28 protein-coding genes and 2 tRNA genes are annotated in these 25630 nt (G+C 59.1%); 15 read left to right on the top strand and 15 right to left on the bottom strand.

Annotation, left to right across the window (positions count from 1 at the left end; translation table 11 throughout):
* Window positions 1-156: 156 nt before the first annotated feature.
* The 6 genes from sufB to sufA all read left to right on the top strand — a co-directional run bounded on the left by sufB (window position 157) and on the right by sufA (window position 6240).
* Window positions 157-1626, top strand: a complete 1470-nt coding sequence (sufB, locus tag ACIQUH_RS16090; protein ID WP_046798251.1) for a Fe-S cluster assembly protein SufB — start codon at window positions 157-159, stop codon at window positions 1624-1626.
* A 238-nt stretch (window positions 1627-1864) separates the two neighbouring features.
* Complete coding sequence (gene sufC / locus ACIQUH_RS16085) at window positions 1865-2620, top strand: Fe-S cluster assembly ATPase SufC (RefSeq protein WP_003522658.1); 756 nt, start codon at window positions 1865-1867, stop codon at window positions 2618-2620.
* Between the two features lie 22 nt (window positions 2621-2642).
* Window positions 2643-3914, top strand: a complete 1272-nt coding sequence (gene sufD, locus ACIQUH_RS16080; RefSeq protein ID WP_400816793.1) for a Fe-S cluster assembly protein SufD — start codon at window positions 2643-2645, stop codon at window positions 3912-3914.
* A gap of 166 nt (window positions 3915-4080) precedes the next feature.
* Window positions 4081-5322: a cysteine desulfurase gene (locus ACIQUH_RS16075; RefSeq protein WP_400816791.1), complete on the top strand. Its 1242-nt coding sequence runs from the start codon at window positions 4081-4083 to the stop codon at window positions 5320-5322.
* Window positions 5323-5360: 38 nt separating this feature from the next.
* Window positions 5361-5744: an SUF system Fe-S cluster assembly protein gene (locus ACIQUH_RS16070; protein ID WP_003507963.1), complete on the top strand. Its 384-nt coding sequence runs from the start codon at window positions 5361-5363 to the stop codon at window positions 5742-5744.
* A gap of 106 nt (window positions 5745-5850) precedes the next feature.
* Window positions 5851-6240 carry a Fe-S cluster assembly scaffold SufA gene (gene sufA, locus ACIQUH_RS16065; protein WP_400816788.1) on the top strand — a complete coding sequence of 130 codons (390 nt, stop codon included), beginning with the start codon at window positions 5851-5853 and terminating at the stop codon, window positions 6238-6240.
* A gap of 153 nt (window positions 6241-6393) precedes the next feature.
* Here the strand turns inward: sufA and ACIQUH_RS16060 are convergent, their stop codons facing one another.
* Window positions 6394-6684 (bottom strand): hypothetical protein, encoded by a 291-nt coding sequence (locus ACIQUH_RS16060; RefSeq protein WP_400816786.1) that lies wholly within the window; start codon window positions 6682-6684, stop codon window positions 6394-6396.
* Window positions 6685-6860: 176 nt separating this feature from the next.
* Between ACIQUH_RS16060 and ACIQUH_RS16055 the strand changes: the two genes are divergently transcribed.
* A complete protein-coding gene (locus tag ACIQUH_RS16055; protein WP_400816784.1) occupies window positions 6861-7094 on the top strand; it encodes a hypothetical protein in 234 nt (77 codons plus the stop codon).
* 34 nt (window positions 7095-7128) lie between these two features.
* On the top strand, window positions 7129-7578 hold the full coding sequence (locus ACIQUH_RS16050) for a DUF6714 family protein (protein WP_400816782.1): 450 nt from the start codon (window positions 7129-7131) through the stop codon (window positions 7576-7578).
* Window positions 7579-7672: 94 nt separating this feature from the next.
* Here the strand turns inward: ACIQUH_RS16050 and ACIQUH_RS16045 are convergent, their stop codons facing one another.
* Genes ACIQUH_RS16045 through ACIQUH_RS16035 form a run of 3 tightly spaced genes read right to left on the bottom strand, consistent with a single transcriptional unit; the run spans window position 7673 to window position 10903 of the window.
* Window positions 7673-8881: an ABC transporter permease gene (locus ACIQUH_RS16045; RefSeq protein ID WP_400816780.1), complete on the bottom strand. Its 1209-nt coding sequence runs from the start codon at window positions 8879-8881 to the stop codon at window positions 7673-7675.
* Window positions 8871-9590 carry an ABC transporter ATP-binding protein gene (locus ACIQUH_RS16040; RefSeq protein WP_400816778.1) on the bottom strand — a complete coding sequence of 240 codons (720 nt, stop codon included), beginning with the start codon at window positions 9588-9590 and terminating at the stop codon, window positions 8871-8873. The genes ACIQUH_RS16045 and ACIQUH_RS16040 overlap by 11 nt, the downstream gene beginning before the upstream one ends.
* A 14-nt stretch (window positions 9591-9604) precedes the next feature.
* Entirely contained in the window at window positions 9605-10903 is a 1299-nt protein-coding gene (locus ACIQUH_RS16035; RefSeq protein ID WP_400816776.1) for an efflux RND transporter periplasmic adaptor subunit, read from the bottom strand.
* Window positions 10904-11140: 237 nt separating this feature from the next.
* On the opposite strand from ACIQUH_RS16035, the gene ACIQUH_RS16030 reads away from it, so the two are divergent.
* The 3 genes from ACIQUH_RS16030 to ACIQUH_RS16020 all read left to right on the top strand — a co-directional run bounded on the left by ACIQUH_RS16030 (window position 11141) and on the right by ACIQUH_RS16020 (window position 12999).
* Entirely contained in the window at window positions 11141-11296 is a 156-nt protein-coding gene (locus ACIQUH_RS16030; protein WP_400816774.1) for a hypothetical protein, read from the top strand.
* A 161-nt stretch (window positions 11297-11457) separates the two neighbouring features.
* Window positions 11458-12024, top strand: a complete 567-nt coding sequence (locus ACIQUH_RS16025; RefSeq protein ID WP_400816772.1) for a Pycsar system effector family protein — start codon at window positions 11458-11460, stop codon at window positions 12022-12024.
* Window positions 12025-12999 carry an adenylate/guanylate cyclase domain-containing protein gene (locus ACIQUH_RS16020; protein ID WP_400816770.1) on the top strand — a complete coding sequence of 325 codons (975 nt, stop codon included), beginning with the start codon at window positions 12025-12027 and terminating at the stop codon, window positions 12997-12999. It abuts the gene before it with no gap.
* 41 nt (window positions 13000-13040) lie between these two features.
* Here ACIQUH_RS16020 and ACIQUH_RS16015 read toward each other — a convergent pair.
* Window positions 13041-13117, bottom strand: a tRNA-Arg gene (locus tag ACIQUH_RS16015).
* 48 nt (window positions 13118-13165) lie between these two features.
* On the bottom strand, window positions 13166-13471 hold the full coding sequence (locus ACIQUH_RS16010; RefSeq protein ID WP_400816768.1) for an ETC complex I subunit: 306 nt from the start codon (window positions 13469-13471) through the stop codon (window positions 13166-13168).
* Between the two features lie 266 nt (window positions 13472-13737).
* Here ACIQUH_RS16010 and ACIQUH_RS16005 point away from each other — a divergent pair.
* Window positions 13738-13814 (top strand) — tRNA-Pro (locus tag ACIQUH_RS16005).
* A gap of 52 nt (window positions 13815-13866) precedes the next feature.
* Here ACIQUH_RS16005 and ACIQUH_RS16000 read toward each other — a convergent pair.
* Both ACIQUH_RS16000 and ACIQUH_RS15995 read right to left on the bottom strand, forming a co-directional pair.
* On the bottom strand, window positions 13867-15009 hold the full coding sequence (locus ACIQUH_RS16000; protein ID WP_400816949.1) for a ceramide glucosyltransferase: 1143 nt from the start codon (window positions 15007-15009) through the stop codon (window positions 13867-13869).
* A gap of 212 nt (window positions 15010-15221) precedes the next feature.
* Window positions 15222-15491, bottom strand: a complete 270-nt coding sequence (locus tag ACIQUH_RS15995) for a DUF982 domain-containing protein (protein ID WP_003522644.1) — start codon at window positions 15489-15491, stop codon at window positions 15222-15224.
* 213 nt (window positions 15492-15704) lie between these two features.
* On the opposite strand from ACIQUH_RS15995, the gene ACIQUH_RS15990 reads away from it, so the two are divergent.
* A complete protein-coding gene (locus ACIQUH_RS15990; protein ID WP_003522642.1) occupies window positions 15705-15953 on the top strand; it encodes a BON domain-containing protein in 249 nt (82 codons plus the stop codon).
* Window positions 15954-16013: 60 nt separating this feature from the next.
* Here ACIQUH_RS15990 and ACIQUH_RS15985 read toward each other — a convergent pair whose 3' ends face one another.
* On the bottom strand, window positions 16014-16496 hold the full coding sequence (locus tag ACIQUH_RS15985; protein WP_400816765.1) for a DUF192 domain-containing protein: 483 nt from the start codon (window positions 16494-16496) through the stop codon (window positions 16014-16016).
* A complete protein-coding gene (locus ACIQUH_RS15980) occupies window positions 16496-17074 on the bottom strand; it encodes a cold-shock protein (protein WP_059760312.1) in 579 nt (192 codons plus the stop codon). The genes ACIQUH_RS15985 and ACIQUH_RS15980 overlap by 1 nt, the downstream gene beginning before the upstream one ends.
* A gap of 192 nt (window positions 17075-17266) precedes the next feature.
* Between ACIQUH_RS15980 and ACIQUH_RS15975 the strand changes: the two genes are divergently transcribed.
* Window positions 17267-17707 carry a VOC family protein gene (locus ACIQUH_RS15975; protein ID WP_400816762.1) on the top strand — a complete coding sequence of 147 codons (441 nt, stop codon included), beginning with the start codon at window positions 17267-17269 and terminating at the stop codon, window positions 17705-17707.
* 156 nt (window positions 17708-17863) lie between these two features.
* The gene (locus tag ACIQUH_RS15970) at window positions 17864-19126 is read left to right on the top strand and encodes a D-Ala-D-Ala carboxypeptidase family metallohydrolase (RefSeq protein WP_400816760.1); all 1263 of its coding nucleotides are present in this window, start codon (window positions 17864-17866) and stop codon (window positions 19124-19126) included.
* Window positions 19127-19359: 233 nt separating this feature from the next.
* Here the strand turns inward: ACIQUH_RS15970 and ACIQUH_RS15965 are convergent, their stop codons facing one another.
* The 5 genes from ACIQUH_RS15965 to ACIQUH_RS15945 all read right to left on the bottom strand — a co-directional run bounded on the left by ACIQUH_RS15965 (window position 19360) and on the right by ACIQUH_RS15945 (window position 25422).
* A complete protein-coding gene (locus ACIQUH_RS15965; RefSeq protein ID WP_400816758.1) occupies window positions 19360-20289 on the bottom strand; it encodes a sugar ABC transporter substrate-binding protein in 930 nt (309 codons plus the stop codon).
* A gap of 33 nt (window positions 20290-20322) precedes the next feature.
* Window positions 20323-21288 (bottom strand): ABC transporter permease, encoded by a 966-nt coding sequence (locus ACIQUH_RS15960; RefSeq protein WP_400816756.1) that lies wholly within the window; start codon window positions 21286-21288, stop codon window positions 20323-20325.
* Window positions 21285-22274, bottom strand: coding sequence for an ABC transporter permease (locus tag ACIQUH_RS15955; RefSeq protein ID WP_400816947.1), 990 nt, complete (start codon window positions 22272-22274; stop codon window positions 21285-21287). The genes ACIQUH_RS15960 and ACIQUH_RS15955 overlap by 4 nt, the downstream gene beginning before the upstream one ends.
* A gap of 5 nt (window positions 22275-22279) precedes the next feature.
* The gene (locus ACIQUH_RS15950; RefSeq protein ID WP_400816754.1) at window positions 22280-23779 is read right to left on the bottom strand and encodes a sugar ABC transporter ATP-binding protein; all 1500 of its coding nucleotides are present in this window, start codon (window positions 23777-23779) and stop codon (window positions 22280-22282) included.
* Between the two features lie 131 nt (window positions 23780-23910).
* Window positions 23911-25422 carry a UxaA family hydrolase gene (locus ACIQUH_RS15945; protein ID WP_400816752.1) on the bottom strand — a complete coding sequence of 504 codons (1512 nt, stop codon included), beginning with the start codon at window positions 25420-25422 and terminating at the stop codon, window positions 23911-23913.
* Window positions 25423-25630: the final 208 nt, after the last annotated feature.

The following is a 25630-nucleotide window of genomic DNA, read 5'->3' as shown; positions in this document are numbered from 1 at the left end:
GGATGTGTGAAAAGCGCCATCCCGCACCTACATGGGTATAAGCTCCGCCCCGGCTGACGGCTCGGAACGATTTGCCCGAAGATGAATAAGGCGGCTTTCCGCCTTGATACGTTGACAAGCCTCCGGACCTTGGCTCCGGCGAGATTGGAGAACGACATGGCAGCGGTTCAGGAAACGATCGATCAGGTACGCCAGATCGATGTGGACCAGTACAAATACGGCTTCGAAACCAATATCGAAGTCGACAAGGCCCCGAAGGGCCTTTCGGAAGAGGTGATCCGTTTCATCTCGGCCAAGAAGCAGGAGCCCGAATGGATGCTGGAATGGCGTCTTGAGGCTTACAAGCGCTGGCTGACGATGGAAGAGCCGACCTGGGCGCGCGTCAGCTATCCCAAGATCGACTTCAACGACCTCTATTATTACGCGGCGCCGAAAAGCACGCCCGGCCCAAAGTCGCTCGATGAAGTCGATCCAGAGCTTCTGAAGGTCTATGAAAAGCTCGGCATTCCGCTGAAGGAACAGGAAATCCTCGCCGGTGTTGAAAAGCGCCAGGTGGCGGTGGATGCCGTGTTCGACAGCGTCTCGGTCGTCACGACCTTCAAGGCGGAACTGGCCAAAGCCGGTGTGATCTTCATGTCGATTTCGGAAGCCGTGCGCGAGCATCCGGAACTGGTGAAGAAATATCTCGGCTCGGTCGTTCCGACGACGGACAATTTCTACGCGACGCTGAACTCCGCTGTCTTTACCGACGGTTCCTTCGTGTTCGTGCCGAAGGGTGTTCGCTGCCCGATGGAGCTTTCCACCTATTTCCGCATCAACGAAAAGAACACCGGCCAGTTCGAGCGCACGCTGATCATCGCCGAAGAGGGTGCCTACGTCTCCTATCTGGAAGGCTGCACCGCTCCCCAGCGCGACGAGAACCAGCTTCACGCCGCCGTGGTTGAACTCGTGGCGCTTGATGATGCCGAAATCAAATATTCCACCGTCCAGAACTGGTATCCGGGCGACAAGGAAGGCAAGGGCGGCATCTACAACTTCGTGACCAAGCGCGGCGATTGCCGTGGTGACCGTTCGAAGATTTCATGGACGCAGGTGGAAACCGGCTCGGCGATTACCTGGAAATACCCGTCCTGCATTCTGCGCGGCGATGACAGCCGTGGCGAATTCTATTCGATCGCGGTCTCCAACGGCCACCAGCAGATCGATAGTGGCACCAAGATGATCCATCTCGGCAAGAACACCTCGAGCCGCATCATCGCCAAGGGCATTGCCGCCGGTTTTTCGGAAAACGTCTATCGCGGCCAGGTGTCTGCCCACCGCAAGGCGACCAACACGCGCAACTTCACGCAGTGCGACAGTCTGCTGATCGGCGACAAGTGCGGCGCGCATACCGTGCCCTATATCGAGGCGAAGAACTCCTCCGCTCATTTCGAGCACGAGGCGACGACGTCGAAGATTTCCGAAGACCAGCTGTTTTATTGCCTGCAGCGCGGCATTCCGGAAGAAGCGGCCATCGCGCTGATCGTCAACGGCTTCGTCAAGGAAGTCATTCAGGAGCTGCCGATGGAATTTGCCGTGGAAGCGCAGAAGCTGATCGGCATTTCGCTGGAAGGAAGCGTGGGCTGATGGAGACATCCCGGCTTGGCGGCCCCGCGCTACTTCTACTGGTCTGCATGTTCGTATCGATGTGCGGCGTTTTTGTTGGAGTTGGCGGGCTGCTCGCGGGGTGGACTTTCGCCAAGCCTCTTCTGATAGGCAGCGGTCTCGTGTTGGCAGCGATATTTTGGCTGACCGAAGGACTTAGACCAGAGATATTTGAACGTTTCTCTTCGAGAAAGAGAAAACAAGATCGAGAGAATTGAACATGCTTGAAATCATCGACCTGCACGCAAAGATCGCCGATACCGAAACTGAGATCATCAAGGGTCTCAATCTGAAGGTTGCCGCCGGTGAGGTTGCCGCCATCATGGGGCCGAACGGTTCCGGCAAGTCGACGCTGTCCTACATCCTGTCGGGCCGCGAAGATTATGAAGTCACTTCCGGTGACATTCTTTACAACGGCGAAAGCATTCTGGAACTGGATGCCGCCGAGCGTGCGGCCAAGGGCATCTTCCTTGCCTTCCAGTATCCGGTGGAAATTCCCGGTGTCGCCACCATGCAGTTCCTCAAGGTTGCGATGAACGAGCAGCGCAAGGCGCGCGGCGAGTCCGAGCTGACGACGCCGGACTTCATCCGCCGCGTCAAGGAAGCAGCCGGCGATCTGAAGATCGACATGGAGATGCTGAAGCGTCCGCTGAACGTCGGCTTCTCCGGTGGTGAGAAGAAGCGCGCTGAAATCCTGCAGATGGCGCTGTTGGAGCCGAAGCTCTGCGTTCTCGACGAAACCGATAGCGGTCTCGATATCGACGCCCTGAAGATCGTGGCTGACGGCGTCAACGCGCTGAAGTCGCCGGATCGCGCCACTGTCGTCATCACCCACTATCAGCGCCTGCTCGATTACATCGTGCCTGACAGCGTTCACGTTCTCTACAAGGGCAAGATCATCCGCTCGGGTGACAAGGCGCTGGCGCTGGAACTGGAAAACAACGGTTACGCCGACATCATCGGTGAAGCGGCCTAAGTCGGGCCAGGAGGTGATGTCCATGAACATTCAAGCTACCAACCGGCTGACGCCTGCGGAAACCGCGCTGGTCGACGCCTATACCGCCAAGTTCAGCGAATTGCCCGGCGATGGCGCCGTGGTTGCCGCACGCGACGTGCTGTTCGATGATCTGAAGACCGGCGGTCTTCCGACCCGTCGCATTGAGGCATGGCACTATACCGATCTGAAGAGCCTGCTGCGTGCCGTTCCGGAAGACCGGCCCGCGCCGGTTATCGAGAAGCAGGCGCCGACGGTTGCCGGCTCTCTGGTTGCCTATATGCAGCACGGTACGGCCGATATCGGCAAGATCGAAGACATCCGCGTATCGCGCTTTGCCGAAAGCCTGGCTGACGGTTCCGCGGCCGCAGGTCTTGCGGAAGCCAGCAAGGATGACGCGATCGGCCGCATCAACGGCAGCTTCGTGCGTGATGGTCTGGTGCTCGACATTCCGGCCGATGCCGATATCGAAAAGCCGATCGAATTACAGGCAGTCCATGGCGCAGGCCAGGTTCACAGCCGCTTCCCGGTTCGTTTCGGCAAGGGTTCCAAGGCAACCGTCATCGAGCGTCACCTTTCGGTGACGTCCGATGCAGCCTTTGTTTCCTCCGTTACCGACATCGTCGTTGAAGACGGCGCGGAAGTGACCTGGATCATCCTGCAGCAACAGGGTGCAGCCGATATCCATCTTGCCCAGCTGCGCATGAAAATCGGCGCGGATGCCAAAATCCGTCTGTTCATTGTCAATGCCGGCGGCAAGCTGGTGCGGCAGGAACTGCGCATCGACGTGGAAGGCGAGGGCACTGATCTCATCGTTCGTGGCGTCAACCTTTTGGGTGGCGAAACCCATACCGACGTGACGATGGTTCTTGGTCACAACGTGCCGAACACGACCTCGACGGAAGTGTTCCGCAACGTGGTGTTCGACCGTGCCAAGGGCATTTTCCAGGGCATGATCCGGGTGGCGCCCGATGCCCAGAAGACCGATGCGAAAATGGCGTGCAATACGCTGCTGATGTCTGACGATGGTGAGTTCTCGGCAAAGCCGGAACTGGAAATCTTCGCCGATGACGTTCAGTGCGGCCATGGTGCGACGGTTGCCGATATCAGCGACAACCATCTCTATTACCTGATGGCGCGCGGCGTGCCGCGGGCAAAGGCACGGGCGATGCTCGTCAATGCCTTCGTCGCCGAGATCGTCGAGGAACTGGAAGAAGAAAATCTGGTAGAGGCGCTGGAGATGATCATCTCCGGCTGGCTGGAACATCACGCTTAGCAACTTCTCCGTCGTCATCCTCGGGCTTGTCCCGAGGATTTACGCCGGTTCGACAAGCGTGCACGTGGATAGATCCTCGGGACAAGCCCGAGGATGACGTAAAGCGGCGGTAACGCTGTGCGAACCCCGGAGCTCTCCAGAGGAGCACCATGAAAGGGCCTGAGAAATGGACCAGACCGCAATGGCGGCCCCTTATGACATCGAAGCCGTGCGCAAGGATTTTCCGATCCTGTCGCGCGAGGTCTATGGCAAGCCGCTGGTCTATCTCGACAACGGCGCGTCCGCTCAAAAACCGCAGGTGGTGATCGACGCCGTTTCGCATGCTTATGCGAACGAATACGCCAATGTGCATCGCGGCCTGCATTTCCTCTCCAATGCCGCAACAGACGCCTATGAGGCGGCGCGCGAAAAGGTGCGCCGGTTCCTGAACGCCGGTTCGGTGGACGAGATCGTCTTTACCAAATCCTCCACCGAGGCGATCAATACGGTCGCCTATGGTTACGGCATGCCCAAGATCGGCGAGGGCGACGAGATCGTCATCTCGATCATGGAGCATCATTCCAATATCGTGCCGTGGCATTTCATCCGCGAGCGGCAGGGTGCGAAGCTCGTCTGGGTACCTGTTGATGACGACGGCGCGTTTCATATCGAGGCTTTCGAAAAGAGCCTGACGGAGCGCACCAAGCTCGTTGCCATCACCCATATGTCGAATGCGCTCGGCACCATTTTGCCGGTCAAGGAAATCTGCCGCATCGCCCATGAGCGCGGCATCCCGGTATTGATCGATGGTTCGCAGGGCGCGGTTCACATGCCGGTCGATGTGCGCGATATCGATTGCGACTGGTATGTGATGACCGGCCACAAGCTTTACGGTCCCTCGGGCATCGGCGTGCTCTATGGCAAGGCCGATCGCCTGCGCGAGATGCGGCCGTTCCAGGGCGGCGGCGAGATGATCCTCGACGTTTCCGAAGACAATGTCACCTATAACGAGCCGCCGCACCGTTTCGAAGCCGGCACGCCACCCATCGTGCAGGCGATCGGCCTCGGTTACGCGCTTGATTACATGGACAATCTTGGCCGTGCCGCGATTGCTGCACATGAGGCCGATCTTGCCGCTTATGCCGCTGAGCGCCTGCGTGAGATCAATTCGCTGCGCATCATCGGGAATGCGCCTGACAAGGGTGGCATCTTCTCCTTCGAGCTTGCGGGCATCCATGCCCATGATGTCTCGATGGTGATTGACCGGCGCGGCGTTGCCGTGCGGGCCGGCACCCATTGCGCCATGCCGCTCTTGAAACGGTTCGGCGTCACCTCCACATGCCGGGCATCGTTCGGCCTTTACAATACCCGCGCCGAAGTAGACTCTCTTGTTGAGGCGCTGGACTATGCGCGCAAATTTTTCGCCTGATATCGGGATTAAAGAGATCAGGATTGAGGTTTAAGACCATGACTGCCGAAGCCACTGCAAAGACCCAGGATGCGACCGAAGCTCAGGAAAAGGTATCCACCATTCCGCCGGATGAGCTGGCGCGCCTCAGCGACGATGTGATCGCGGCGCTGAAGACCGTCTACGACCCGGAAATTCCGGCCGATATCTTCGAACTCGGTCTCGTCTACAAGATCGATATCGAGGACGACCGGATGGTCAAGATCGTCATGACGCTGACCGCGCCGGGTTGCCCGGTGGCCGGTGAAATGCCGGGCTGGGTGGAAAATGCCGTTGGCGCCGTCGAGGGTGTTTCCGGCGTTACCGTCGAAATGACCTTCGATCCGCCGTGGACACCGGACCGCATGTCGGAAGAAGCGCAGGTCGCCGTCGGCTGGTACTGACGTGATTTTGACTGACGTCATCCCTTGATGAGACTCTCAGGCGCTATTAGATTGAAATCCATAAACATCGAGCCTTGAACTCGATTGTCGAAGGAGAATTAAGCCCATGGGCTTTGCGATCATGACCATGACCGGGGCTGCGGCCTCGCGCGTTAAAGCAATCGTCGAAAATTCCGGACCGGATGCCAGGGGCGTGCGCGTCGGCATCAAGAAGGGCGGCTGCGCGGGCATGGAATATACCATCGACCTCGTGACCGAGCCGGATGCGAAGGACGATCTCGTTGAATTCGAAGGGGCGAAGGTCTGGGTTCAGCCATCCGCCGTGCTTTATCTGCTCGGCACCCAGATGGATTTCGAAGTGACCAAGATGCGCTCCGGCTTCACCTTCAACAATCCGAACCAGACATCCGCCTGCGGCTGCGGTGAATCGGTTGAGCTGAAGCCCGCCGATCTGGCGGCACTGGCGAAGCAGCGCGAGGCTGAGGCGAGCATTTGATTTGAGTGGCGTCACCGCACTCTCGACGTCATCCTCGGGCTTGACCCGAGGATCCATACTGACTGCACAACGCGAGATGTTCGTGGATCCTCGGGTCAAGCCCGAGGATGACGGAAGAAATAAGCTCGCGTTTCCAATAACTCATTTCCCACGTTAGTCGTGCATCGACGATGACTGCTGTTTCAGGGTGTTGATAAAATCCGCCAGGGGATGAATCGTGGCCGTCACTATCAATAGCGGCTCAAGTGCTGCCGCGATCTGCCGGCAATCGTCTGCCGAGAGCCGTCGAAGGCTCGATACGATTTTGTTGTAGGCAGGCGTCCCGCGCGCCGCGAAGGAGCGATTGATCACAAACTGCTCCGTCTGGCCGTCAACGCGCTCCACGAAGAGGGCGAGCGAACCGCCGTCAGCGGCGGCAGCGCTGTCCGATACCGATTTGAACATCCAAACTCCATCCGGTAAACTGGAGGGCGAGCCTATCCGATTGACGCCCTGAGGCAAGATCAGCAAGGATATCGGATAGTCTGCGAGGTTTGGCGGAGGTGCGGAACCGTATGCCTTCCATGCTCTGGGAAGGCGTTTCGGCCGCCGGCGGGATTGATCGTGGGGAGTGAACCGGGATGGACATCAGTAGCGCCTCGATTGATATCTGGACGATAGGACTGATCGTCGCCAGCGTCGTGGCTGGCCTGACGCTGATCGTTGGTATTGTTTGCCTTGCATTTTACTGGGAGGAGACAAAGGGATCTGCGGCATCCAAGGGTGATGCGTTGAATAGCCCCCCGCTCGAACGGACTGAGGGTGGAGACTGGCCGACAGCGCACGGCGACGGGAGTGGGGGAGCGCATCATTGAACAGGCAGACTATTTGATGAGGCCGGAACCCGATATGATTGCGAATGCCAAAGCCGCTGTGCGGGCGGCATTTGCGGGTGTCACTTTGGGTGGAGGCATCGGTCTCTCCGAGGCGCAGGCGCTTGACGACTATGCGAATGATGAAGTTCGCGCGACATGCCGCGCTGGCGATGAGAAGAATGATTGGGCGGCGATCCCGCCAAGGGACCTCAACAGACATTCCGGCAGCCCCGCCTTCCTTGATGCTGAAGGAATGCGATTTCATTTGCCTGTCTATATGATCGCTGATCTTGATGGCGACTACAGACATGAATTCGCACCCTATTTATGCGGGTGCCAGGAGAAGTTCTCTTTGCTGACCCCTTTGCAACGGACTGCCGTGGAAGTGTATCTCCGCGCCATCAGTGAGAGGGAAAATGTGCCATCCTATCAGGATGACATAGAGTGCGCACTTGAAGAGTGGGTTGGTTTGCGCGCTCCTTAGCGAGGCGATTAAAGCGGTTCGTTTAATCCCCCCGGAAGAACCAGAGGTTTCCGTCTATTGTCCCAAAAGCCGGTTGCGGTTTGAAATCCAGCTTTCATTCATGCCTGAGCGCTTCGATGGGGCTGAGGCTTGCCGCCCTCCGCGCCGGGAAATAGCCGAAAATCACCCCGATGGCCGCCGAAAAGGCAAAAGCGAGGAAGATGATCGACGGGCTGGTGACGAAGGGCACGTTGAGATAACCGACGACGGCATAAGCAAGGCCGAGACCGGTGAGGATGCCGACGAGGCCGCCGAAGGCCGACAGCATGACGGCTTCCACCAGAAACTGCGTCAGCACCTGTTTTTCCAGAGCGCCGATGGCGAGGCGAATGCCGATTTCGCGGGTACGTTCCGTCACCGACACCAGCATGATGTTCATGATGCCGATGCCGCCGACCAGCAGGCTGACGGCGGCGACCGCGCCGAGAAGCCCGGTCAGCAGCGTCGTCGTGCCGGTCATGGCGGACGCGATCTGCGTCATGTCGTTGACGGTGAAGTCGTCCTCACGGCCGATGCCGATGCGGCGGCGCTCGCGCAGCAGGTTCTGCAGGTCGCTCTGCACCTTGGCGGTGGAGACGCCATCCTGCGCGGAGACCATGATCGAGGAGATGGTGGTGGTGCCGCCAATGCGCCGCTGGTGGATTTTCAGCGGCATGATGATCGTGTCGTCCTGATCGTCGCCGAGGCCGGACTGGCCTTTTCTGGCCAGCACTCCGATGACGGGGCAGGAGATGTTGCTGACACGAACTGTCTGCCCCACCGGGTTTTCCGCGCCGAAGAGTTCCTGCCGTACCGTTTCCCCGATGATGCAGCCGATCTGGCCGCCGCGATCTTCGGCGGGCTGGAAGTCACGGCCGAGTGCGATGGTCCAGTCCTGCGCGATCAGATAATCATTGGTGGTGCCGATGACGCTCGTCTGATGGTTCTTGCCGCCGAAAATGACGGTCGCGGCGGAGCTGCGGTTTTGCGGGGCAACAGCGCGGATGCCCGATATCTGGTTGCGGATGGCCTCGACATCGCGATCATCGAAGCGCTTGGCTTCGGTGCTTGCCCTTCCGGGGCCGAACTGGCCGGGGCGGACGAACAGCATGTTGGTTCCGAGCCGCGAAAGCTCCGATTTCACCTGCTCGGTCGTGCCATTGCCGATGGTGACCATGGCGATGACGGCGGCCACGCCGATGACGACACCGAGCACGGTGAGGAAGGAGCGCAGCAGGTTGCGGCTGATGGCGCGCAACGCAAGACGCGACGTTTCAAAGAACATCCGATGTCTCCTTGTTGTCCGCGGCACTGTCGGAGGCGAGGTGGCCATCGACGAAACGCAGGAGGCGTCCGGCGTGGGCGGCGATATCCTCTTCATGCGTGACCATGACGACCGTGATGCCCCTGTCACGGTTGAGCGCGGTGATCAGTTCCATGATCTCGTTGCTGGTTTTCGTATCGAGGTTGCCGGTCGGCTCGTCGGCCAGCAACAGGGCAGGGCGGGTGACAATGGCCCGTGCAATGGCCACACGCTGCTGCTGGCCGCCGGAAAGCTCCTGCGTGGTGTGATCCTCGCGGCCCTTCAGCCCCACCTGCGCCAGCGCCTCCATGGCGCGGGCGCGCCGTTCAGACGCCTTCATGCCGCGATAGACCAATGGCAGCTCGACATTTTCCACCGCAGAGGTGCGGGAGAGAAGATTGAAGCCCTGAAACACGAAACCCAGCATATGGCGACGCAGCAGCGTCAGATGCTCATTGTCGAAGCCGCTGGTCGGCACCCCCTGAAACAGATATTCGCCCGATGTCGGTACATCCAGACAGCCGATGATGTTCATCGAGGTGGATTTGCCGGAACCGGACGGACCCATGATGGCGACGAATTCCTTTTCGCGGATCGACAGGCTGACGCCGTCGAGCGCGCGGATCGTCGCTTCGCCGCGGCCATATTGCTTGACGACATCGCGGAATTCGATGAGCGGCGGCTGTTGCATCAAGTTTTCCTCCGTCAGCCGGCGTTGCGGGCCGTTGCGTCGGTTATCACCTGGTCATCGGCTTTTAATTCGCCCGATTTTACCACGGTATGCTGGCCGTCGGTGGAGCCGGTTTCGATGGCGACGGAGACCGGATTGTTGTTGCGCAGCACCCAGACCGTTCTCTTGCCCGCCGCCGCCTGGCCTGCATCGCGGTTCTGCGAACGGCCCATGCGCGGCGGACGGAACAGGCTCATCAACCCACCGCCACGGGAAGCGGATTCGCGCGGCGGCGTATAACGAAGCGCCGAATTCGGCACCAGCAGCGTATCCTTGATTTCTTCGACGACGATATTCGCAGTCGCCGTCATGCCGGGGCGCAGCAGCAGTTCCGCATTGTCGACAGTCAATATGCCCTTGTAGGTCACGACATTGGACACGGTTTCGGAGGCGAAACGAACCGTTTCGATTTCGGCCGGGAAACTGCGGTCGGGATAGGCATCGACATTAAACGTGGCCTTTTGCCCGGTTTCGACCTTGCCGACATCGGCCTCATCCACCGAGACCTGCAATTCCATGTGGCGCAGATCGCCGGCGATGGTGAAGAGAACCGGGGCATTGAGCGAGGAGGCGACGGTGGCGCCGGGATCGACGCTGCGGGTGAGGATGACGCCATCGATGGGCGAGACGATCTTGGCCTTGCCGAGATTGACCTCGGCGAGCCTGAGGTCCGCTTCCGCGGAAAGCACGGTCGCTTCGTTCACCTCCAGCGTGGCAGCGGCGGCATCGTGGGTGAATTGTGCGGCATCCAGATCCTGCTGGCTGGAGACCCGGTTCTGCACCAGCGATCGCAGGCGCTCCATGGATGTCTTTGCCGAGCCGAGATCGGCGCGCGCCTTCAGCACATTGGCCTTGGCGGAGGCAAGCTTGGCGCGGGCGCTCTGCACGTCGGCTTCGAGCTTGTTGGTATCCAGCTCCGCCAGAACGTCTCCGGCCTTGACCGGGCTGTTATAGGTGACATTGACCTTGCGCACCGTGCCGGACAATTCGCTCGATATGTCGACCTGATCCGTCGGCTGAACCGAGCCGGTGGAGGTGACGATGACGGAGAGATCACCCTGGCGGGCCGCTTCGGTGGTGTAGTTATAGGCAATGCCAGCCGCGCGCGACTGATAATAATAACCGACGCCACCGCCGAGCAGCACAATGGCTGCCGCGATATAGAGATAGCGGCGCGATTTTTTCTTTCTGCCGTTCCTGTTCGTTCCCAGAATCTCGCGCAGATCGGGCTGGCTGTTTTTCGTGTCGCGGCCACTCGTATTGGCGTCATTCATTCTCGTCACCCGCAAAATTCAAAATACCACAGAGGGTTGTTTCCGCTCTGCGGTTTGTCCATCCGTCTATGGCTGTGTATTCCTCTGATTGTGGGAAGTGACATAGCTTGCCCCAAGGGTGAAGTGAAAACTTGGTAATATTTATGATAGTTCTGGTCTGATAGAGATAAGCATTGAAAAGGCCGATGCCACGGAGACGGCAGAGGGTTCAGCAGCGACAGTCAGGACGATGATGAAATGAACGACAATGTGGTGAAGTTCCGCAAGCCGGTGCCGCCGAAGAAGCCACGCGAACCACTCGGGCCGAAAGCGAAGAAGGCTTTGACGGTTGTGGCTGTCATCGCGTTTTTTGTGGCGGCGTGGGGGTATTTCACGCTGATGGGGCAGGGGTAGGGCGTGGCTGCGCCGCTTGTTATGATCAACACTGCTTGGGACACGCTTTGCAGGTGTAAGTAGAATCTTGCTATTTTTCTTGGGGAATTCCCTCAATCAAGTAATTTTTCGTTGCGACGGTGTCCCAGTGTGGGTCAATATCGATCTATTGGGGGTAGCCAATGAAAAATGATCAACAAGAAGCCTTTGAACGAGCGCTAACACTGTCCCTGAGCCGGGTTGTTGAATTCCTAAAATTTGCCGAGACCAAAAATGCTGCTTTGTTGACGTTTGCGTCGGCCTCCATCGTTGCCTCGGTAAGCAATCTCAACAACATTGCGCTTGCAGATGATTGGAAAATTGCCTTCACGTTTGCGTTGCCGTTGTTCGTACTAGCTGCGCTGATTGCGCTCTATTCTTTTTTGCCAAAGACACTACTGAATCACTTCCACAAAGACCCAGATCAATCAAAGGCGCTTCTTTATTTCGGCGATGCCGCGACCTTCGCTCCTGCGGCGTACAAGCAAAGGGTATGGGAACGATATTATCCGCCCGAGAACGAATCCGTCACTCAGAATTACCTGGATGATCTAGCTATCCAAATTGCAGTTAACAGCCAGATTACCAAGCGTAAGCTGGTCATTTTCAACATTGGTGCTTTGATCATTTTTTTAGCGATATTGATTGTTGGTACGCCCGGCATATTAAATTTATGGCGGCTTTTATCATCACTTGTAGGTAGACTTTAAATGACGATAAAAGATTTGCGCGATGAAATATTAGAAGAAGTCAGTATCATTTTGGCTGCGGATTTTCATATCGACGTTACAGAAACAAAAAATGTTCCTCATTCTTCTGATGCCGCAATTACTTTCCCCAACCTAGATGCAAAACGGCAAGGCACGAAGCTGATTGATACCTGTGTTTTATATATTGATATTCGCCGATCAACCCAGCTAAACATTACCCATAAACCAAAGACCGTTGCCAAGCTCTACTCCGCTTTTGTTAGAGCAATGACACGATGCGCTCGTTACCATAAGGGGCACGTCAGAGGTATCATTGGCGACCGGGTAATGGTGATATTCGATACCGAAGGTGCCTATGTTAACTCCGTAGAATGCGCCATTGCGATGAACACCGTTTCGCAGCACGTCATAAACCGGCATTTTCAACGAGGTGAAGTTGAATGTGGAATCGGCATCGACGCTGGCAAGATGCTAGCCACCAAAACAGGTGTCCGCCGTCGCGGTGTAGAACAGTCGTCCTATAGAAACCTCGTTTGGCTAGGACGGCCAGCGAACGTTGCGAGCAAATTAACAGATTTAGCAAATAAGCCACGAGAGACGGTTCCAATTCCTATGGTCTCCGCCAATTTCAAATCGCCACTCGGCATTTTGGGGGGGCTCAGCAACAGTGGAAATTGGAAAACGTTCTATCCGAGTGAGTTCGTTCGCCAACTGTCGTCCGAGTTGCTCGGAAACCGTATTTTACATTCTGATCCGAGTTTTCAACACATGCTGGTAACCGAAAGTAGCATAGTCGTTCGAGAGGCGACGCAGCCGATTTTGATGACGGAAACAGTTTGGAATGGCTTTAAGGCTGCCAAGCCGACTGACGCGTCAGTAGTCAATAATTGGTTCACAACTGTAACGTTGAAAGTCCCCGGTTTCACCGGCAAAGTGTACGGTGGAAACGTAATATTTCCGGCCCTTAAAGCATAGTCTGCAAGGTTACCACATATATACGAAGCTTTGAAAAAGAGTGGCGACCCCTGCAGGACTCGAACCTGCGACCTACTGCTTAGAAGGCAGTTGCTCTATCCAGTTGAGCTAAGGGGCCGTCATGCCGGGCAATCGATACTCCGGCAAAAACTTTGATCGTCGTGTTTCAGTGCGTCCAGGGCTGGGTGCGGTTGAAACGGAAATTGTCGGTGTAGGAAACCACCTTGCGGGTCGCTTCCTTCGGCTGGATGACGCGGTATTCGATGCCCTTGCGCTGGGCATAGGCTTCGGCCTGTTCCTGCGTCTCGAAATTCAGCTTCAGCTGCTGCTTCATGTCGGAGCTGGAGGTGTAGCCCATGATCGGATCGATCTTGCGCGGAACCTCGGCGTCGAATTCCAGAACCCAGACATTGGTCTTCGCCTTGCCGGATTGCATGGCGGTTTTTGCAGGGCGGTAAATCTTCGCAGACATGTCGAAACTGCTCCGGTTGGACAGCGGGGCGAAACGCCCCGAATTATTCATCACGTACCTGAATAGAATAACCAAATCGTGTCAGGAACGTTGAATTTGAAATGGACTGACTTCAGGTGAGAGTCAAGACGATTATCCCTTTGCTGTCCGATCGCGCCCCGCCGCTTCGCGGTCACGTTTCGCCGATCAGGGCCGTCGCTGAACAAAGATGAATTTCCCTGTTGCGGACTTCGGGTGAACCGTGTATTCCCCAGCCATCGCCTCGGCGGAGTGTAGCGCAGTCTGGTAGCGCATCTGGTTTGGGACCAGAGGGTCGGGAGTTCGAATCTCTCCACTCCGACCATTTTAAAGCAAAATATCAGCTTTCCGGCGTAACCCCCTTAAAAATATGCCTGTTATTCCGTTGACGGGCCAGCCAGCGTGCTTTCGGCCGTGCCGATGGTCATGACGTTGCCGCGCCATGCCACCGCGCTGCCGATCCAGCTGCGCGCCCAGACGACGGGCATGATCATGTCCCGGGCGATCATCGCCGGCAGCGTATGGAGCGATACCGGCCAGCGATTGAGGGCGGCAAGCGCCAGTTCCGGCACATACATGAGGGCGAGCACGGCAAAGGCCGTTGCGATGAGGTTCACATCCATCATGGCAGCGGCGGCGAGCGCGAAAAGAAGTGGGGGAAGCGCGCCGGTCAGGATTTCCGGTGCGAAATATTGCGGGAAGGTCACGCGTCTCAACCGCGCCCAGCGGGTCTGGCGCGACCAGATTTCGCCGGCATGGCGCTGGCCAAGCGGTTGCTCGAACGGGGCGGAGACCAGATGCACCTTGCGGCCGGCGCTGCGGACCAGCTTCGTCGAGGCGGCGTCCTCGGCAATTTCGGCGGCAAGCGCGCGAATGCCGCCATTGTCCTCCAGGAACGGCTTGTTCCACAACATCGATTTGCCCTGCGCGAAACCCATGCCGATTGCCTCAGCCGCATATTGCCAGCGGCCCTGAGAGCCGTTGAGGAAGGCGCATTCGACATGCGCCCAGAAACCCGCCGGCCGGGAGCCGAGCGGCGGCGAGCAGACCAGCCCGCTATCGGGCCGCCACGCCGACATCATGGTGGCTATATAGGATTTCGGCATCAGCACGTTCGAATCGGCCAGAATCACCCACTCATGCCGGGCGGCGCGCCAGCCCTTGACGCAATTGTTCAGTTTCGGATTGGCGCTGATGCGGTCGTCACCGATGAGCAATTGCGTGGAAACCGTGGGGAAGGCCAACTGGGCTTTGCGCACTTCCTCGATCACGGGATCGAATTCATCGGCGACGCAAAACAGCAACTCGTAATCCGGCCAGTTGAGCTCAAAGGCGCGTGACAGCGTCAGCGGCGTGAAGTTTTCCACCCCGCGCAGCGGTACCACAAGCGAGACAGGCGGTTTTTGCCGGACAAGATCGTTTTCCGCATCCCGCCTCGTCAGTCGCCAGCCGGCCAGAATGACCCCGAGAAGATTGAAGCCGAGGAGCAGAATTGCGCAAAGGGCAAAGACAGTTTCCATGCTGGCCAGTTCCACTCCCAAGCTTTCGGCGGTTCTCCCGCCAATCGATTCCATGGAATTCATCCCTGCCGATTATAACGTTTGCGTGACAGTTACATGTCATGATCAACAGGCGAGGAGGGCCGCGCCGTGCATCAGGGCGTCGCGGCAGCGCCCCGCAAAGAAAAGCCCTCCGTGGAGAAGGGCCCAATCGTCATGACGGTCAGTGAATTTTAGTGGACGTTCAGGATATGGGCATGACTGCTTGCAATGAGAAACGATTCCCGTGCTTTCTCGATGTCGCACCTGCCGGCGATGGCATCGAGGCAGTTCCTGCGCGCCTCCTCATATTCCGGCCCATGTTCCTCGGGCCAGCGGTACATCAGCATGTCGAGCGCCACCAGCGGGCTGTAAATTTCCACGGCAACACAAAGCGGCAGGTGGATCGCTACCGGCTTCATCCACGAGGCATGGTGACACGGCTCCGTTCTGTTAATCAGCATGTCATTCTCCTCCCTGTTTCACACGCCTTCATGGCGGTTTTTACTCCCATGCGCGAAATGCCCGCCTCACGAAATGGTTCCCGATCACCTAAAATGTGATCGGTCGGGGGGTTCCAATTTTCCAAGATGAATGGAAGATGAACAAATAGATGAACCGGAGATGAACAAAACCGCCCTCAGGGCGTTGTTATGTCCATAAGAAGGAGAACGCATATGTTCAATTTGTCAGGCATTCAGGAAAGCTTCTTCGGAGACCGCATGGCCGGCGTATGCCAGGCGATTACCTCTGCACTGGCCTTCGAATCGGGTCTCGAGAAGTCGCGTATTTCGGCGACTGTCGAAAATGATGTGATCTATCTGGAAGGCACGGCCGATTCGGTCGAGGCGATCGACATCGCCATCAATCTTGCCGCTTCCATTTCCAATTGCCGGATTCTGAGCCATATCGAGCCGGTTTACTGAACATTGCGCCAGCCGGGCGAAACCTCGTCCGGCTCCTTCAGACGCAATAACGCGGCAATGTCATTTCCGGTTGCCGATTTGTGCGCTGCGGACCATATCGCCCGGCTTGATGCCATAGCGTTTCGCAGTGCCGCCATTCAGTTCAAGCACAAATTTTACCGGCCCGCGGGAGCTGATGATCGCTTCCGAATGCGGAACCGCGTTTTCGTGAATATGGGTAATGCGGCCGTCACGGGCAATGAACAGCATGTCGAGCGGGATGAGCGTGTTCCGCATCCACATGGCGACGTCACGCGGCTCACCGAAGTCGAACAACATGCCGTTTTCAAGCGGCATGCTCTTGCGGAACATCAGGCCCTGTTCACGCTGGGCGTTGTTCAGCGCCAGTTCGGCAGTGAAATCGTGGCTCTTTCCCCCGGCGGTTTCAATCTGCAGCGGTTCGGAGGTGAATGTCTGCTGTTGCTGGGCCTGGACGGCTCCGGCGAGCGTGAAAAAAAGAAGCGCCATAATGGCGCTTTTCACCATATGGGGCAGAGCGGGCATCAATGCGACATCCCGACGGAAACCGGGTTGTCGGGGTGGATTTCCGCCGCCATCAGGCCCTTGTCGCCATCGCCGTAACGCACCAGCACCACCTGGCCGGGGCGAAGCTCCGTCAGGCCGAAACGGCGCAGCGTTTCCATATGCACGAAGATATCTTCCGTTCCTTCGCCGCGCGTCAGGAAGCCAAAACCCTTGGTGCGGTTGAACCACTTGACGATGGCGCGCTCAAGCCCGCTCGAAGGCGTCACCTGCACATGGGTGCGCACCGGCGGCAGCTGCGAGGGGTGAACGGCGGTCGACTGGTCCATGGACAGGATGCGGAACGCCTGGAAACCGCGGTCGCGCCGCTGGATGAGGGCGACGATGCGCGTGCCTTCGAGAATGGTCTGATAACCGTCGCGGCGCAGGCAGGAGACGTGCAGCAGCACATCCTGCGTGCCGTTGTCGGGTACGATAAAGCCGAAACCCTTGGCGACATCGAACCACTTCACGACGCCGGTGATTTCGGTCAGGTCCACGGCATCGCCCGAAAGGTCCTCGACATCGACTATCGTTTTCGATGACATCCTATCAGCCATATCCTGCCAACCCCTCGATTACGCGCCATACACCGGTCAACTGATTCCTGTGCGCCAGATTAACATCTTGGTAACGGTTTCACGCAAGCCCTAGTTTTTGATTTACGCACCTGCTTTTATGTCGCCGTCCTTGTCCGGGGCTTGCCATTGCGCGTTTATCGGCTTCGGACCCGTGTAATGGAGAGGAATAAAATGCGGTATCTGCACACGATGGTTCGCGTCAAAGACCTTGGCGAATCACTGAAATTCTATGGCGACCTCTTGGGTCTTACGGAAATACGCCGAATCGAGAATGAAAAAGGCCGATTCACGCTGGTGTTTCTTGCGGCGCGCGACGACATTGCTGCGGCGAAGGAAAACAAGGCGCCGTGCCTCGAACTCACCTATAACTGGGACACCGAGGATTATACCGGCGGCCGCAACTTCGGCCATCTGGCCTATGAAGTCGACAATATCTACGACTTCTGCGCCCGCCTGCAGCAGAATGGCATCGTCATCAACCGGCCGCCGCGTGACGGGCATATGGCCTTCGTGCGCTCGCCGGATGGTATTTCCTTTGAAATTCTGCAGAAGGGCGAAAGCCTCGCACCAGCCGAACCGTGGATATCTATGCAGAATACCGGTTCCTGGTGAGGATTTTCCGGTGAGTAGCGGCATTTTCGGGTGCTCTTGCCTTGTCCCGAGGGGATGAGGCATAGTCCGCGAATCGAAACGGCCAGTCCCGTTTTGGGGAAGCACACGCGCCCGTTCCCGTGCTGCTGTTGGAAATGCAAGATACGGAGGCCACCCATGAAAACTGTCGAGAGCGCGAAAGGACGCCTGGTCCGTCAGCGTCTCGTCATCGCGGTTTCGCTGCTCGGGCTTTCCGGATGCGTTTCGGCGGTGACCGACGACGAGATGGCCGCCGCGACCAAAAAACCGGAAATCGCCGCACAACATAAGCCGCAAGCCGCCACGTCTGCCGCTGCCACCGCTGCGGCCGGCGCGCAACCGGGGCATTATGTGGATCCCGCCGTGGCATCGGCAGCCGGCGCGGCCGCGCCCGCCCAGCCGCAGACATCGGGCGGTCCGGCGCAGGCCTATGGCGCCGCCCCTGACATCGACGGATTGACGACGCAGCCAACGGCGATCTCCGCGGGGACAACAAGCATTTATTCCACCGCATCTGCCGCAGCGCCGGCCGGTGCTGCAGCGACGCCGGGCACAGCCGCTGCTGCGGGCACTTCCCAGAGAATCACTCCCGCCGTCAGCAGCGTCTATTCGGCGCCGGTGCAGGCGGCGCAACCTCAACCGGTGACAGCGCCGGTTCCGGTCCCGGCAGCCGGGCAGGTGCCGGCGGAACAGCATAGCGAAAATCGTCAGCCGGTTCCGGTGCCCGTGCCACAGTCGGCCTCGGAACAGTTCGCGGCTGTTGCTCCGCAGCCAGCCGTGGATGGGGGCAAGGAAGGCGAGGGTAAGGGCGTGACGCTTGCGGCATTTTTCGCCGGAGCGGCCAAGAAACGCCTGCCGAAGATGATTGAAAGTGGTACGGCGGGCAATATGCAGGTCGCCGCATTGCCCGGAGCCGCGGATGGGACGATGGGTATCGCGCTTTCCGGCCGTTCGATGATGTCCGACGAATTCGACGATGCCCATCTCGATGAAGAGGATGACCAGCCGACCGGCCTGATGAAGCTCGCTTCACTCTCCGGTCTCACCCGCGTCGCCCCGAACGGGCTTTTCCTGCAGACGGACCGTGTCGAAGTCGGCTGTTTCAAGCCGGAACTGGTGCGGATGATCAAGGATGTGGAGCGCCACTACAACAGCCCGGCAATCGTCACCTCGGGCTATCGCCCGCCGAAGGGCATAAGGCAGGGCTCCAAGCACTATACCTGTGATGCCGCCGACATCCAGATCAAGGGCGTTTCCAAATGGGAGCTTGCGACCTATCTGCGTTCCCTGCCGGAACGCGGTGGCGTCGGCACCTATTGCCACACCGAATCCGTCCATATGGACACGGGTGAGCCAAGAGACTGGAACTGGCGCTGCCGCCGCACCGCTGCGCGCAAATGATCTCTGGCCGGCTTTGCCGGAATATCAACCCGACGCTTTCCGGGGCTGAAACTGGCGGCCTGAAGACCGGGCAAAGGATGGCTGGCGGGAGTTTTGGGCGGCGGCGTTTGACCTCAACGCGCTTCGGCAGAGAGATTTCCGCCGATGACGATAAAATGCCGCGCAATCGAAAATAATTGCGCGGCATTTTCTCTATTTGGCTACGAAGATATCCGCCTCTATGGGCCGCTTCTTCAGAAGGCGGGCTTTTCCTTCTCCACATTCGCCTTCGTTACAACCGTCAGCGGGATAGGCAGCCGGGCGTCGATTTTCTTGCCGTTCAGGATATCTGCCATGGCGTTGATCGCCAGCAGACCATCCTCGATCGGCGACTGGACGATGGTGGCGTACATTTCGCCGTTCCTGATCGACTCGAAGGCGTCTTTCTGCCCATTGATGCCGACGATCGGCGGTGTGGCCTTGCCGGGGCTGGCTTCTTTCCAGGCATCGATGAAGCCACGCGCCATGGTGTCGTCATTGGCGTAGACGCCGGCGATCTTGTCGCCGAAACGGGTGATCAGGTCGCGGCTGGCGACGAGCGCCTTTTGCTGGTCGAAATCCGCATTGACGGTATCGAGAACCTCGATCTTGCTGCCGAGCGCCTTCAGCTTGGCCTTGAAGCCGTCGACGCGGCCGATGGTGGTGCCGTTGCCGGCCTGACCGGCGATGATGACGATCGAACCCTTGCCGTCCAGCGCCTTCTGGAGCGCCTCGGCCGCCATTTCACCTTCCGAATAGACATCCGGGCCGGTGAAGGAGGTGATGAAGGGCTTGGCTGCGTCGTTCATTGGCGAGTTGATGAGATTGACGGGAATGCCGGCCGCCTTGGCCTTTGCGAGGCCGGGAATATAGGCCTGCGGATCGAGCGGCCATAAAATGATGCCGGCCGCCTTGCGGGCAATGCAGGTATTGATCTGCTGCACACCGGTCTGGACGTCGAAATTCTGGCTGAGGCTGAGAACCTCAACACCGAGTTCCTTGGCCCGCGTATCAATGGCCTTGTTGGCCGGCGTGACATAGGCATGGGAATCGGCGGCCGTGACGTAACACACCGTCTTGGCCTCGGCGAAGCCGGCCGAGACAATAAGCGTCGCCATACCGGCAAACAGGGTCTTTTTATTCATGATCACAAACTCCTCCTTAAGTGACATGTCTGGTTAAAGGGATTTCAGTATCGGCATTGCCGGACGCGGCCTTGCGCGCACGGTGCGGTCGAGCACGACCAGCAGGATCAGGATCAGCCCGTTGACGATCTGCTGCACATAGGCGGGTACGGATTGGAACTCCATCGCCGTGGTCAGCGCCGCAATCGTCAGAACCCCGCCGAGCGTGCCGAGTGCCGAGCCGCGTCCGCCTTCCAGCCGGGTGCCTCCCACCACCACGGCGGCAATGATGACGACGGTGATTTCCGCGCCGAAGACCGGCGAACCCGTATTGGTCGTCAGGCTTTCGAAAACGCCTGCCAGACCGGCCAGCGCGCCCGCGAAAACGAAGCTCAGGAACAGCGTCCTGCCGGATGATATGCCGCTTGCCTCGGCGGCGGCGGGGTTCGATCCGACCGCGAAAAGGTTGCGGCCCGAAACGGTGCGCCTCAGCCAGAAATCAAGCAGCACGATGCCGGCCAGAAACAGGGCGCTGCGGGCCGTGAAGAATTCCGCGTAGACCTGCGAAAGCGTAACGGCAAAGATGATATCGGTGCCTGAAACCGGCTGGCTGCCGGTGATCCAATGGGCCAGCGAACGGAAAATCAGCATGCTGGCCAGCGTCGCGACCAGCGCGTTGATCTTCAGGCCGACTGTGAGAATGCCGTTGAAGACACCCGCGGCGATACCGGTCAGTACCCCGAGCGCGGCCGCCGGCCATATGCCGAGCTCAGCCTGCAGCGAAATCGCCACGATGCCGGAGAGCGCAAAGACCGCGCCGACGGAAAGATCGATCTGGCCGGCAATGAGCAGCACCGTCAGGCCAATCGCGACGATGCCGATCGACGCGCCGCGATCGAGGCCGAGGCTTGCGGTGGTGAGGCTGACGAAGCCGGGTACGGTGAGGGCGGCAATGACCAGCGTCGCGCCCAATATGATCGTTACGCGATAACGGGACAGTGCAGACAATAATTCGTTCATGCCACGGCCCTCCGGCGAAGCGCGACGTCGAGAGCGACCGCGAAAGCGATGAGCAACCCGAGGACAAAACCCTGGATGGGGGTCGGAACGCCCTGCAGCACCATGACATTGGTCAAGAGCTGGACGAGGACGAGGCCGGCTATGGCGCGCGGCACGGAGCCGAAACCGCCCATGATGGAGATGCCGCCGACCACGACGGCCGTAATGGCGCTGAATTCATATCCCGTTCCCACCAGTGGACGCGCGCTTTGCAGGGTAAGGCCGAGCAGGCCGCCGCTGAGGCCGGACGCCAGCCCGGTGATGACGAAAGCCCCGGCCTTGACCGCCCTGACCGGCACGGTACTTGCCCGCGCCGCCCGGTAATTGCCGCCGGTTGCCAGCGTCCACCGGCCCCAGACGGTGCTGGAGAGGACGAAATGGCCGGCTGCTGCGACAGCGAGAAACACCAGCACGACAAGCGGAACGCCGAGGATGCGGCTTTTGACGAAGGCGGCGATGGCCGGGTCCGCTCCATAAACGATCACGCCGCCGACAGCTGCCTGCACGATGCCAAGAATGATGGTGCCGAGGCCGAGGGTCGCGATGATCGGATTGACGCCGATATAACCGATCAGCAATCCGTTGATGAGACCGCAGGCGCCGGCGAGTGCGACCGCGACCAGGAAGGCGGGAATGGCGCCGATCTCCGGCTGCAACGCCAGGGAAAGGATCGCACCGCAGGCGATGGTCGCAGGCACGGATAGATCCGCAAGCCCGCCGGTGACGAGAACGAAGGTCATGCCGACGACCACGATGCCGACGATGGCCATGGATGTCAGTATGTTGATGAAATTGCCCGTGGTGAAGAAGACGGGGCTTGAGAGCGAGCCGTAGAGGGTCACGAGAAGAATGGCCAGCAGGAGGCCGCCTTTGGCGAACAGGCCAGCCAGCCGCCCGCCGCGATGAAAGCGCGGGGCGACGTTTTGTTTTTCGGTGATCGCGGTCATTTCGGTCACGCTGGTTCTTCTCCTGTTGCAAGCGCCATGATGCGCTCTTCCGTCACGTCTCCGCGCGCGATGGGGGCGGAGGCGCGTCCATCGCGCATGACCACCACCCGGTCGCAGACCCCCATCACTTCGGGCAGTTCCGAGGAGATCATCACCACGGCCATGCCGCCGGCCACGAGTTCGCCGATGATGCGGTGGATTTCCGCCTTCGCGCCGACATCGACGCCGCGTGTCGGTTCATCGAGGATCAGCACCTTCGGCCCGGCCGCCAGCCAGCGTGAAATGATCGCCTTCTGCTGGTTGCCGCCCGAAAGCAGATTGATACGCCGCTCCGGATCGGGCGGGACGATGGAAAAATCGCGCGTATATTTCGCCGCCAGCCCGCGATCCCCGCCCATGCCGATGCGTCCGAGGCGGCTCAAACGCCGCAGTACCGGCAGGCTGATGTTTTCGCGCACGCTCATGGACGGCACGATGCCATCGGCTTTTCGATCTTCGGGAACATAGGCGATGCCGGCCTTGACGGCCGCCGCCGGCGAGCCGACGGTAACGGCCTTGCCGTCTATCTCGATGCGGCCCGCCGTCAGCGGCGCCAGACCGAAGATCGCCTGGGCGACCTCGGTGCGGCCGGCCCCCACCAGGCCGGTCAGCCCAAGGATTTCTCCGGCGCGCACATCGAAACCGACATCGTGGAATTTTTCGCCGTCGCTCAGTCCCGTGACCCTGAAGGCCACCGGGCCGATCTTCGATGGCGTCTTGGGAAAGACATTGGCGACTTCGCGCCCGACCATGAGGCGGATCATTTCAGCGGCGGTGATGCCGGCGGCCGGACGGGTCTCGATCATGCTGCCGTCGCGCAGAATGGTCACGTCGTCGGCGATATCAAGCACCTCCTTCAGCCGGTGGCTGATATAGATGATGGCGATGCCCTGGCTTTTCATCTTGCGCAGGATGGAAAACAGCGCCGCGGTCTCGTGTTCGCTGAGGCTCGATGTCGGCTCGTCGAGGACGATGATGCGCGGATCGGCGCAATAGGATTTGGCGATCTCGACGAGCTGCTGCTGGCTGATCGTCAGGTCGCCGAGCCGCGCCTTCGGGTCGATCGCCGCCTCCAGTTCCTTCAGAACCGTGGCCGCATTGCGCAGCATGGCCTGCCTGTCGACCAGAAAACGGCGGCGCGGCATGCGGCCGAGATAGATGTTTTCCGCAACGGTGAGGTCCGGAACGAGGTTCAGTTCCTGATGCACCATGCGAATGCCGAGTTTCTGCGCATCGGCAGGCCGGCGCATATGCACCTCCACACCGGCGATTTCCGTCGTGCCTGTTGTCGGCAGATAGCTGCCGCTCAGGATTTTCATCAGCGTCGATTTACCCGCGCCGTTTTCGCCGACGACGGCATGGATGCGACCATATTCCACCGTGAAATTGACGTTGGACAGCGCCTTCACGCCGGGGAAGATCTTGCTGATCCCCCGCATGCGCAGCGCACTCGCCGTTGCCGCCATGTTCTCCTCCCAGAGCACTCAAAATTTTATTACATTAATATAATATTTGCGATAAACTAACGCCCGACGCCGTCGATGTACCTATTCCTTGAACATCGGCGCGGACGCGCCGCATTTGCGTACCCAGCCGCTCACATCGTCGCGCCAATGGACCAGGGAACGAATTCGCTGTCGCCATAGCCGAGAAGCTCCGATTTGGTGCGCTCGCCGGAGGCGACGGCCAGGATGCGGGCGAAAATTTCCTCGCCCTTCTGCTGCAAGGTCGTGCCGTCCAGCACGTCGCCGCAATTGATGTCCATATCCTCCGCCATCTTGTCGAAGATGTAGGAATTGGAGGCGAGCTTGATCGAAGGGGTGGGTTTGCAGCCGAAGGCCGAGCCCCGCCCTGTGGTGAAACACAGGATATTGGCGCCGCCCGCCACCTGGCCGGTGGCTGAAACAGGGTCGTAACCGGGCGTATCCATGAAGACCAGTCCCTTGGCGTCGACCGGTTCGGCGTAGTTGAACACGGCTGTCAGATTGGTCGAGCCGCCCTTCATCGCCGCTCCCAGCGATTTTTCGAGAATGGTCGTCAAGCCGCCCGCCTTGTTGCCCGGGGAGGGATTGTTGTTCATCTCCATATCGTGCCGCCGCGTGTAATTCTCCCACCAGCGGATGCGTTCGGCCAGCTTCTCGCCGACCTCCGGTCGCTCGGCCCGGCGGATCAACAGATGTTCCGCGCCGTAAATCTCCGGGGTTTCCGAGAGGATGGCCGTGCCGCCTTCGGCGACCAATATATCGGCGGCAATGCCGAGCGCCGGATTGGCCGTGATGCCGGAATAGCCGTCCGAACCGCCGCATTGCAGCGCCAGCATCAGTTCCGACGCGGGGGCGGGAACGCGCCCGGCAAGATTGACCACCGGCAGCATCTCGCGGATGGCGGCGACGCCGGCCTCCACCGTCTTGCGTGTTCCTCCGACCTCCTGAATGGTGAGCGTGCGGAAGGTCTCGTTTTCTTTGACGCCGTAAGCATCCATCCAGCGCGGGATCTGAAACGCCTCGCAACCCAGCCCCACCATCAGCACGCCGCCAATATTCGGGTTCTGCGCCACGCCCCATTGGGTGCGTTTCAGCAATTCATAGGCCTCGCCGTGAATATCCAGCCCGCATCCGGTGCCGTGGACGAGCGATATGACCCCGTCGACATTCGGGAACTGGCCGAGAATGCCCGAGCGGTTGACCTCGTCGGCGATGAAGCGCGAGGCGGTGGCGGAACAGTTCACCGAGGTGAGGACGGCGATGTAGTTGCGGGTGCCGAAACGCCCGCTGGCGCGCCGGAAGCCGTTGAAACTGCGCCGTTTTTCCGGCTCGACATAACGCGTCGGCCTGGCTTCCCCGCCACTCGCATAACCGCGCTCGAAGCTCTGCATCGTCACATTATGTTCGTGAACCCATTGCCCCGGCTCGATGTCGCGCGCCGCAAAGCCGATGATCTGGCCATATTTGACGATGGGCGCGTGGCTTGCAATCGCCTGCAACGCCATTTTGTGACCGCGGGGGATGCGCTCGCGGGCGGCGATCTCCGCCACGGTTTCGCCGGGCGCGATCGGCTCCACGGCGACGATGATATTATCGGTTTCAGTCAGTTTGATGTAGCGGGCCATGATTTATCTGCGTGAAACGGCCGGGGCCGGAAATTCATTCTCTGCTGTATATTTGAATACTAGTATAATGCATCGTGGTCAAGGGGGTGGGGAGGGGTGATGCTTGCATTTCCGGCATGAAAGGCAGTCTGTTTTTTCCTTTGAAAACATGTAAAAACAAGGAGATGCAGCGTTTGCGCCGCGAGCACGAGACGCGATGATTTTTCGC

Source organism: Agrobacterium sp. NPDC090283, assembly GCF_044769685.1.
Lineage (GTDB): Bacteria > Pseudomonadota > Alphaproteobacteria > Rhizobiales > Rhizobiaceae > Agrobacterium.
The sequence above is the reverse complement of the archived record's forward strand: the minus strand, read 5'-3'. Positions and strand labels throughout refer to the sequence as shown.

Bases quoted from the DNA above. Each gene is read 5' to 3' on its own strand.
- ACIQUH_RS15990 (WP_003522642.1), top strand. From the start codon at position 15,705: ATGTTCAATTTGTCAGGCATTCAGGAAAGCTTCTTCGGAGACCGCATG.
- sufA (WP_400816788.1), top strand. From the start codon at position 5,851: ATGGGCTTTGCGATCATGACCATGACCGGGGCTGCGGCCTCGCGCGTT.
- ACIQUH_RS16075 (WP_400816791.1), top strand. From the start codon at position 4,081: ATGGACCAGACCGCAATGGCGGCCCCTTATGACATCGAAGCCGTGCGC.
- sufC (WP_003522658.1), top strand. From the start codon at position 1,865: ATGCTTGAAATCATCGACCTGCACGCAAAGATCGCCGATACCGAAACT.
- ACIQUH_RS16045 (WP_400816780.1), bottom strand. From the start codon at position 8,881: ATGTTCTTTGAAACGTCGCGTCTTGCGTTGCGCGCCATCAGCCGCAAC.
- ACIQUH_RS16010 (WP_400816768.1), bottom strand. From the start codon at position 13,471: ATGTCTGCGAAGATTTACCGCCCTGCAAAAACCGCCATGCAATCCGGC.
- ACIQUH_RS16050 (WP_400816782.1), top strand. From the start codon at position 7,129: ATGATTGCGAATGCCAAAGCCGCTGTGCGGGCGGCATTTGCGGGTGTC.
- ACIQUH_RS16060 (WP_400816786.1), bottom strand. From the start codon at position 6,684: ATGTTCAAATCGGTATCGGACAGCGCTGCCGCCGCTGACGGCGGTTCG.
- sufD (WP_400816793.1), top strand. From the start codon at position 2,643: ATGAACATTCAAGCTACCAACCGGCTGACGCCTGCGGAAACCGCGCTG.
- ACIQUH_RS15950 (WP_400816754.1), bottom strand. From the start codon at position 23,779: ATGGCGGCAACGGCGAGTGCGCTGCGCATGCGGGGGATCAGCAAGATC.
- ACIQUH_RS15995 (WP_003522644.1), bottom strand. From the start codon at position 15,491: ATGCTGATTAACAGAACGGAGCCGTGTCACCATGCCTCGTGGATGAAG.
- ACIQUH_RS15955 (WP_400816947.1), bottom strand. From the start codon at position 22,274: ATGACCGCGATCACCGAAAAACAAAACGTCGCCCCGCGCTTTCATCGC.
- ACIQUH_RS16020 (WP_400816770.1), top strand. From the start codon at position 12,025: ATGACGATAAAAGATTTGCGCGATGAAATATTAGAAGAAGTCAGTATC.
- ACIQUH_RS16040 (WP_400816778.1), bottom strand. From the start codon at position 9,590: ATGCAACAGCCGCCGCTCATCGAATTCCGCGATGTCGTCAAGCAATAT.
- ACIQUH_RS15965 (WP_400816758.1), bottom strand. From the start codon at position 20,289: ATGAATAAAAAGACCCTGTTTGCCGGTATGGCGACGCTTATTGTCTCG.
- ACIQUH_RS16000 (WP_400816949.1), bottom strand. From the start codon at position 15,009: ATGGAAACTGTCTTTGCCCTTTGCGCAATTCTGCTCCTCGGCTTCAAT.
- ACIQUH_RS15970 (WP_400816760.1), top strand. From the start codon at position 17,864: ATGAAAACTGTCGAGAGCGCGAAAGGACGCCTGGTCCGTCAGCGTCTC.
- ACIQUH_RS15975 (WP_400816762.1), top strand. From the start codon at position 17,267: ATGCGGTATCTGCACACGATGGTTCGCGTCAAAGACCTTGGCGAATCA.
- ACIQUH_RS16055 (WP_400816784.1), top strand. From the start codon at position 6,861: ATGGACATCAGTAGCGCCTCGATTGATATCTGGACGATAGGACTGATC.
- ACIQUH_RS15945 (WP_400816752.1), bottom strand. From the start codon at position 25,422: ATGGCCCGCTACATCAAACTGACTGAAACCGATAATATCATCGTCGCC.
- ACIQUH_RS15960 (WP_400816756.1), bottom strand. From the start codon at position 21,288: ATGAACGAATTATTGTCTGCACTGTCCCGTTATCGCGTAACGATCATA.
- ACIQUH_RS16030 (WP_400816774.1), top strand. From the start codon at position 11,141: ATGAACGACAATGTGGTGAAGTTCCGCAAGCCGGTGCCGCCGAAGAAG.
- ACIQUH_RS16070 (WP_003507963.1), top strand. From the start codon at position 5,361: ATGACTGCCGAAGCCACTGCAAAGACCCAGGATGCGACCGAAGCTCAG.
- ACIQUH_RS16035 (WP_400816776.1), bottom strand. From the start codon at position 10,903: ATGAATGACGCCAATACGAGTGGCCGCGACACGAAAAACAGCCAGCCC.
- sufB (WP_046798251.1), top strand. From the start codon at position 157: ATGGCAGCGGTTCAGGAAACGATCGATCAGGTACGCCAGATCGATGTG.
- ACIQUH_RS15980 (WP_059760312.1), bottom strand. From the start codon at position 17,074: ATGGCTGATAGGATGTCATCGAAAACGATAGTCGATGTCGAGGACCTT.
- ACIQUH_RS15985 (WP_400816765.1), bottom strand. From the start codon at position 16,496: ATGCCCGCTCTGCCCCATATGGTGAAAAGCGCCATTATGGCGCTTCTT.
- ACIQUH_RS16025 (WP_400816772.1), top strand. From the start codon at position 11,458: ATGAAAAATGATCAACAAGAAGCCTTTGAACGAGCGCTAACACTGTCC.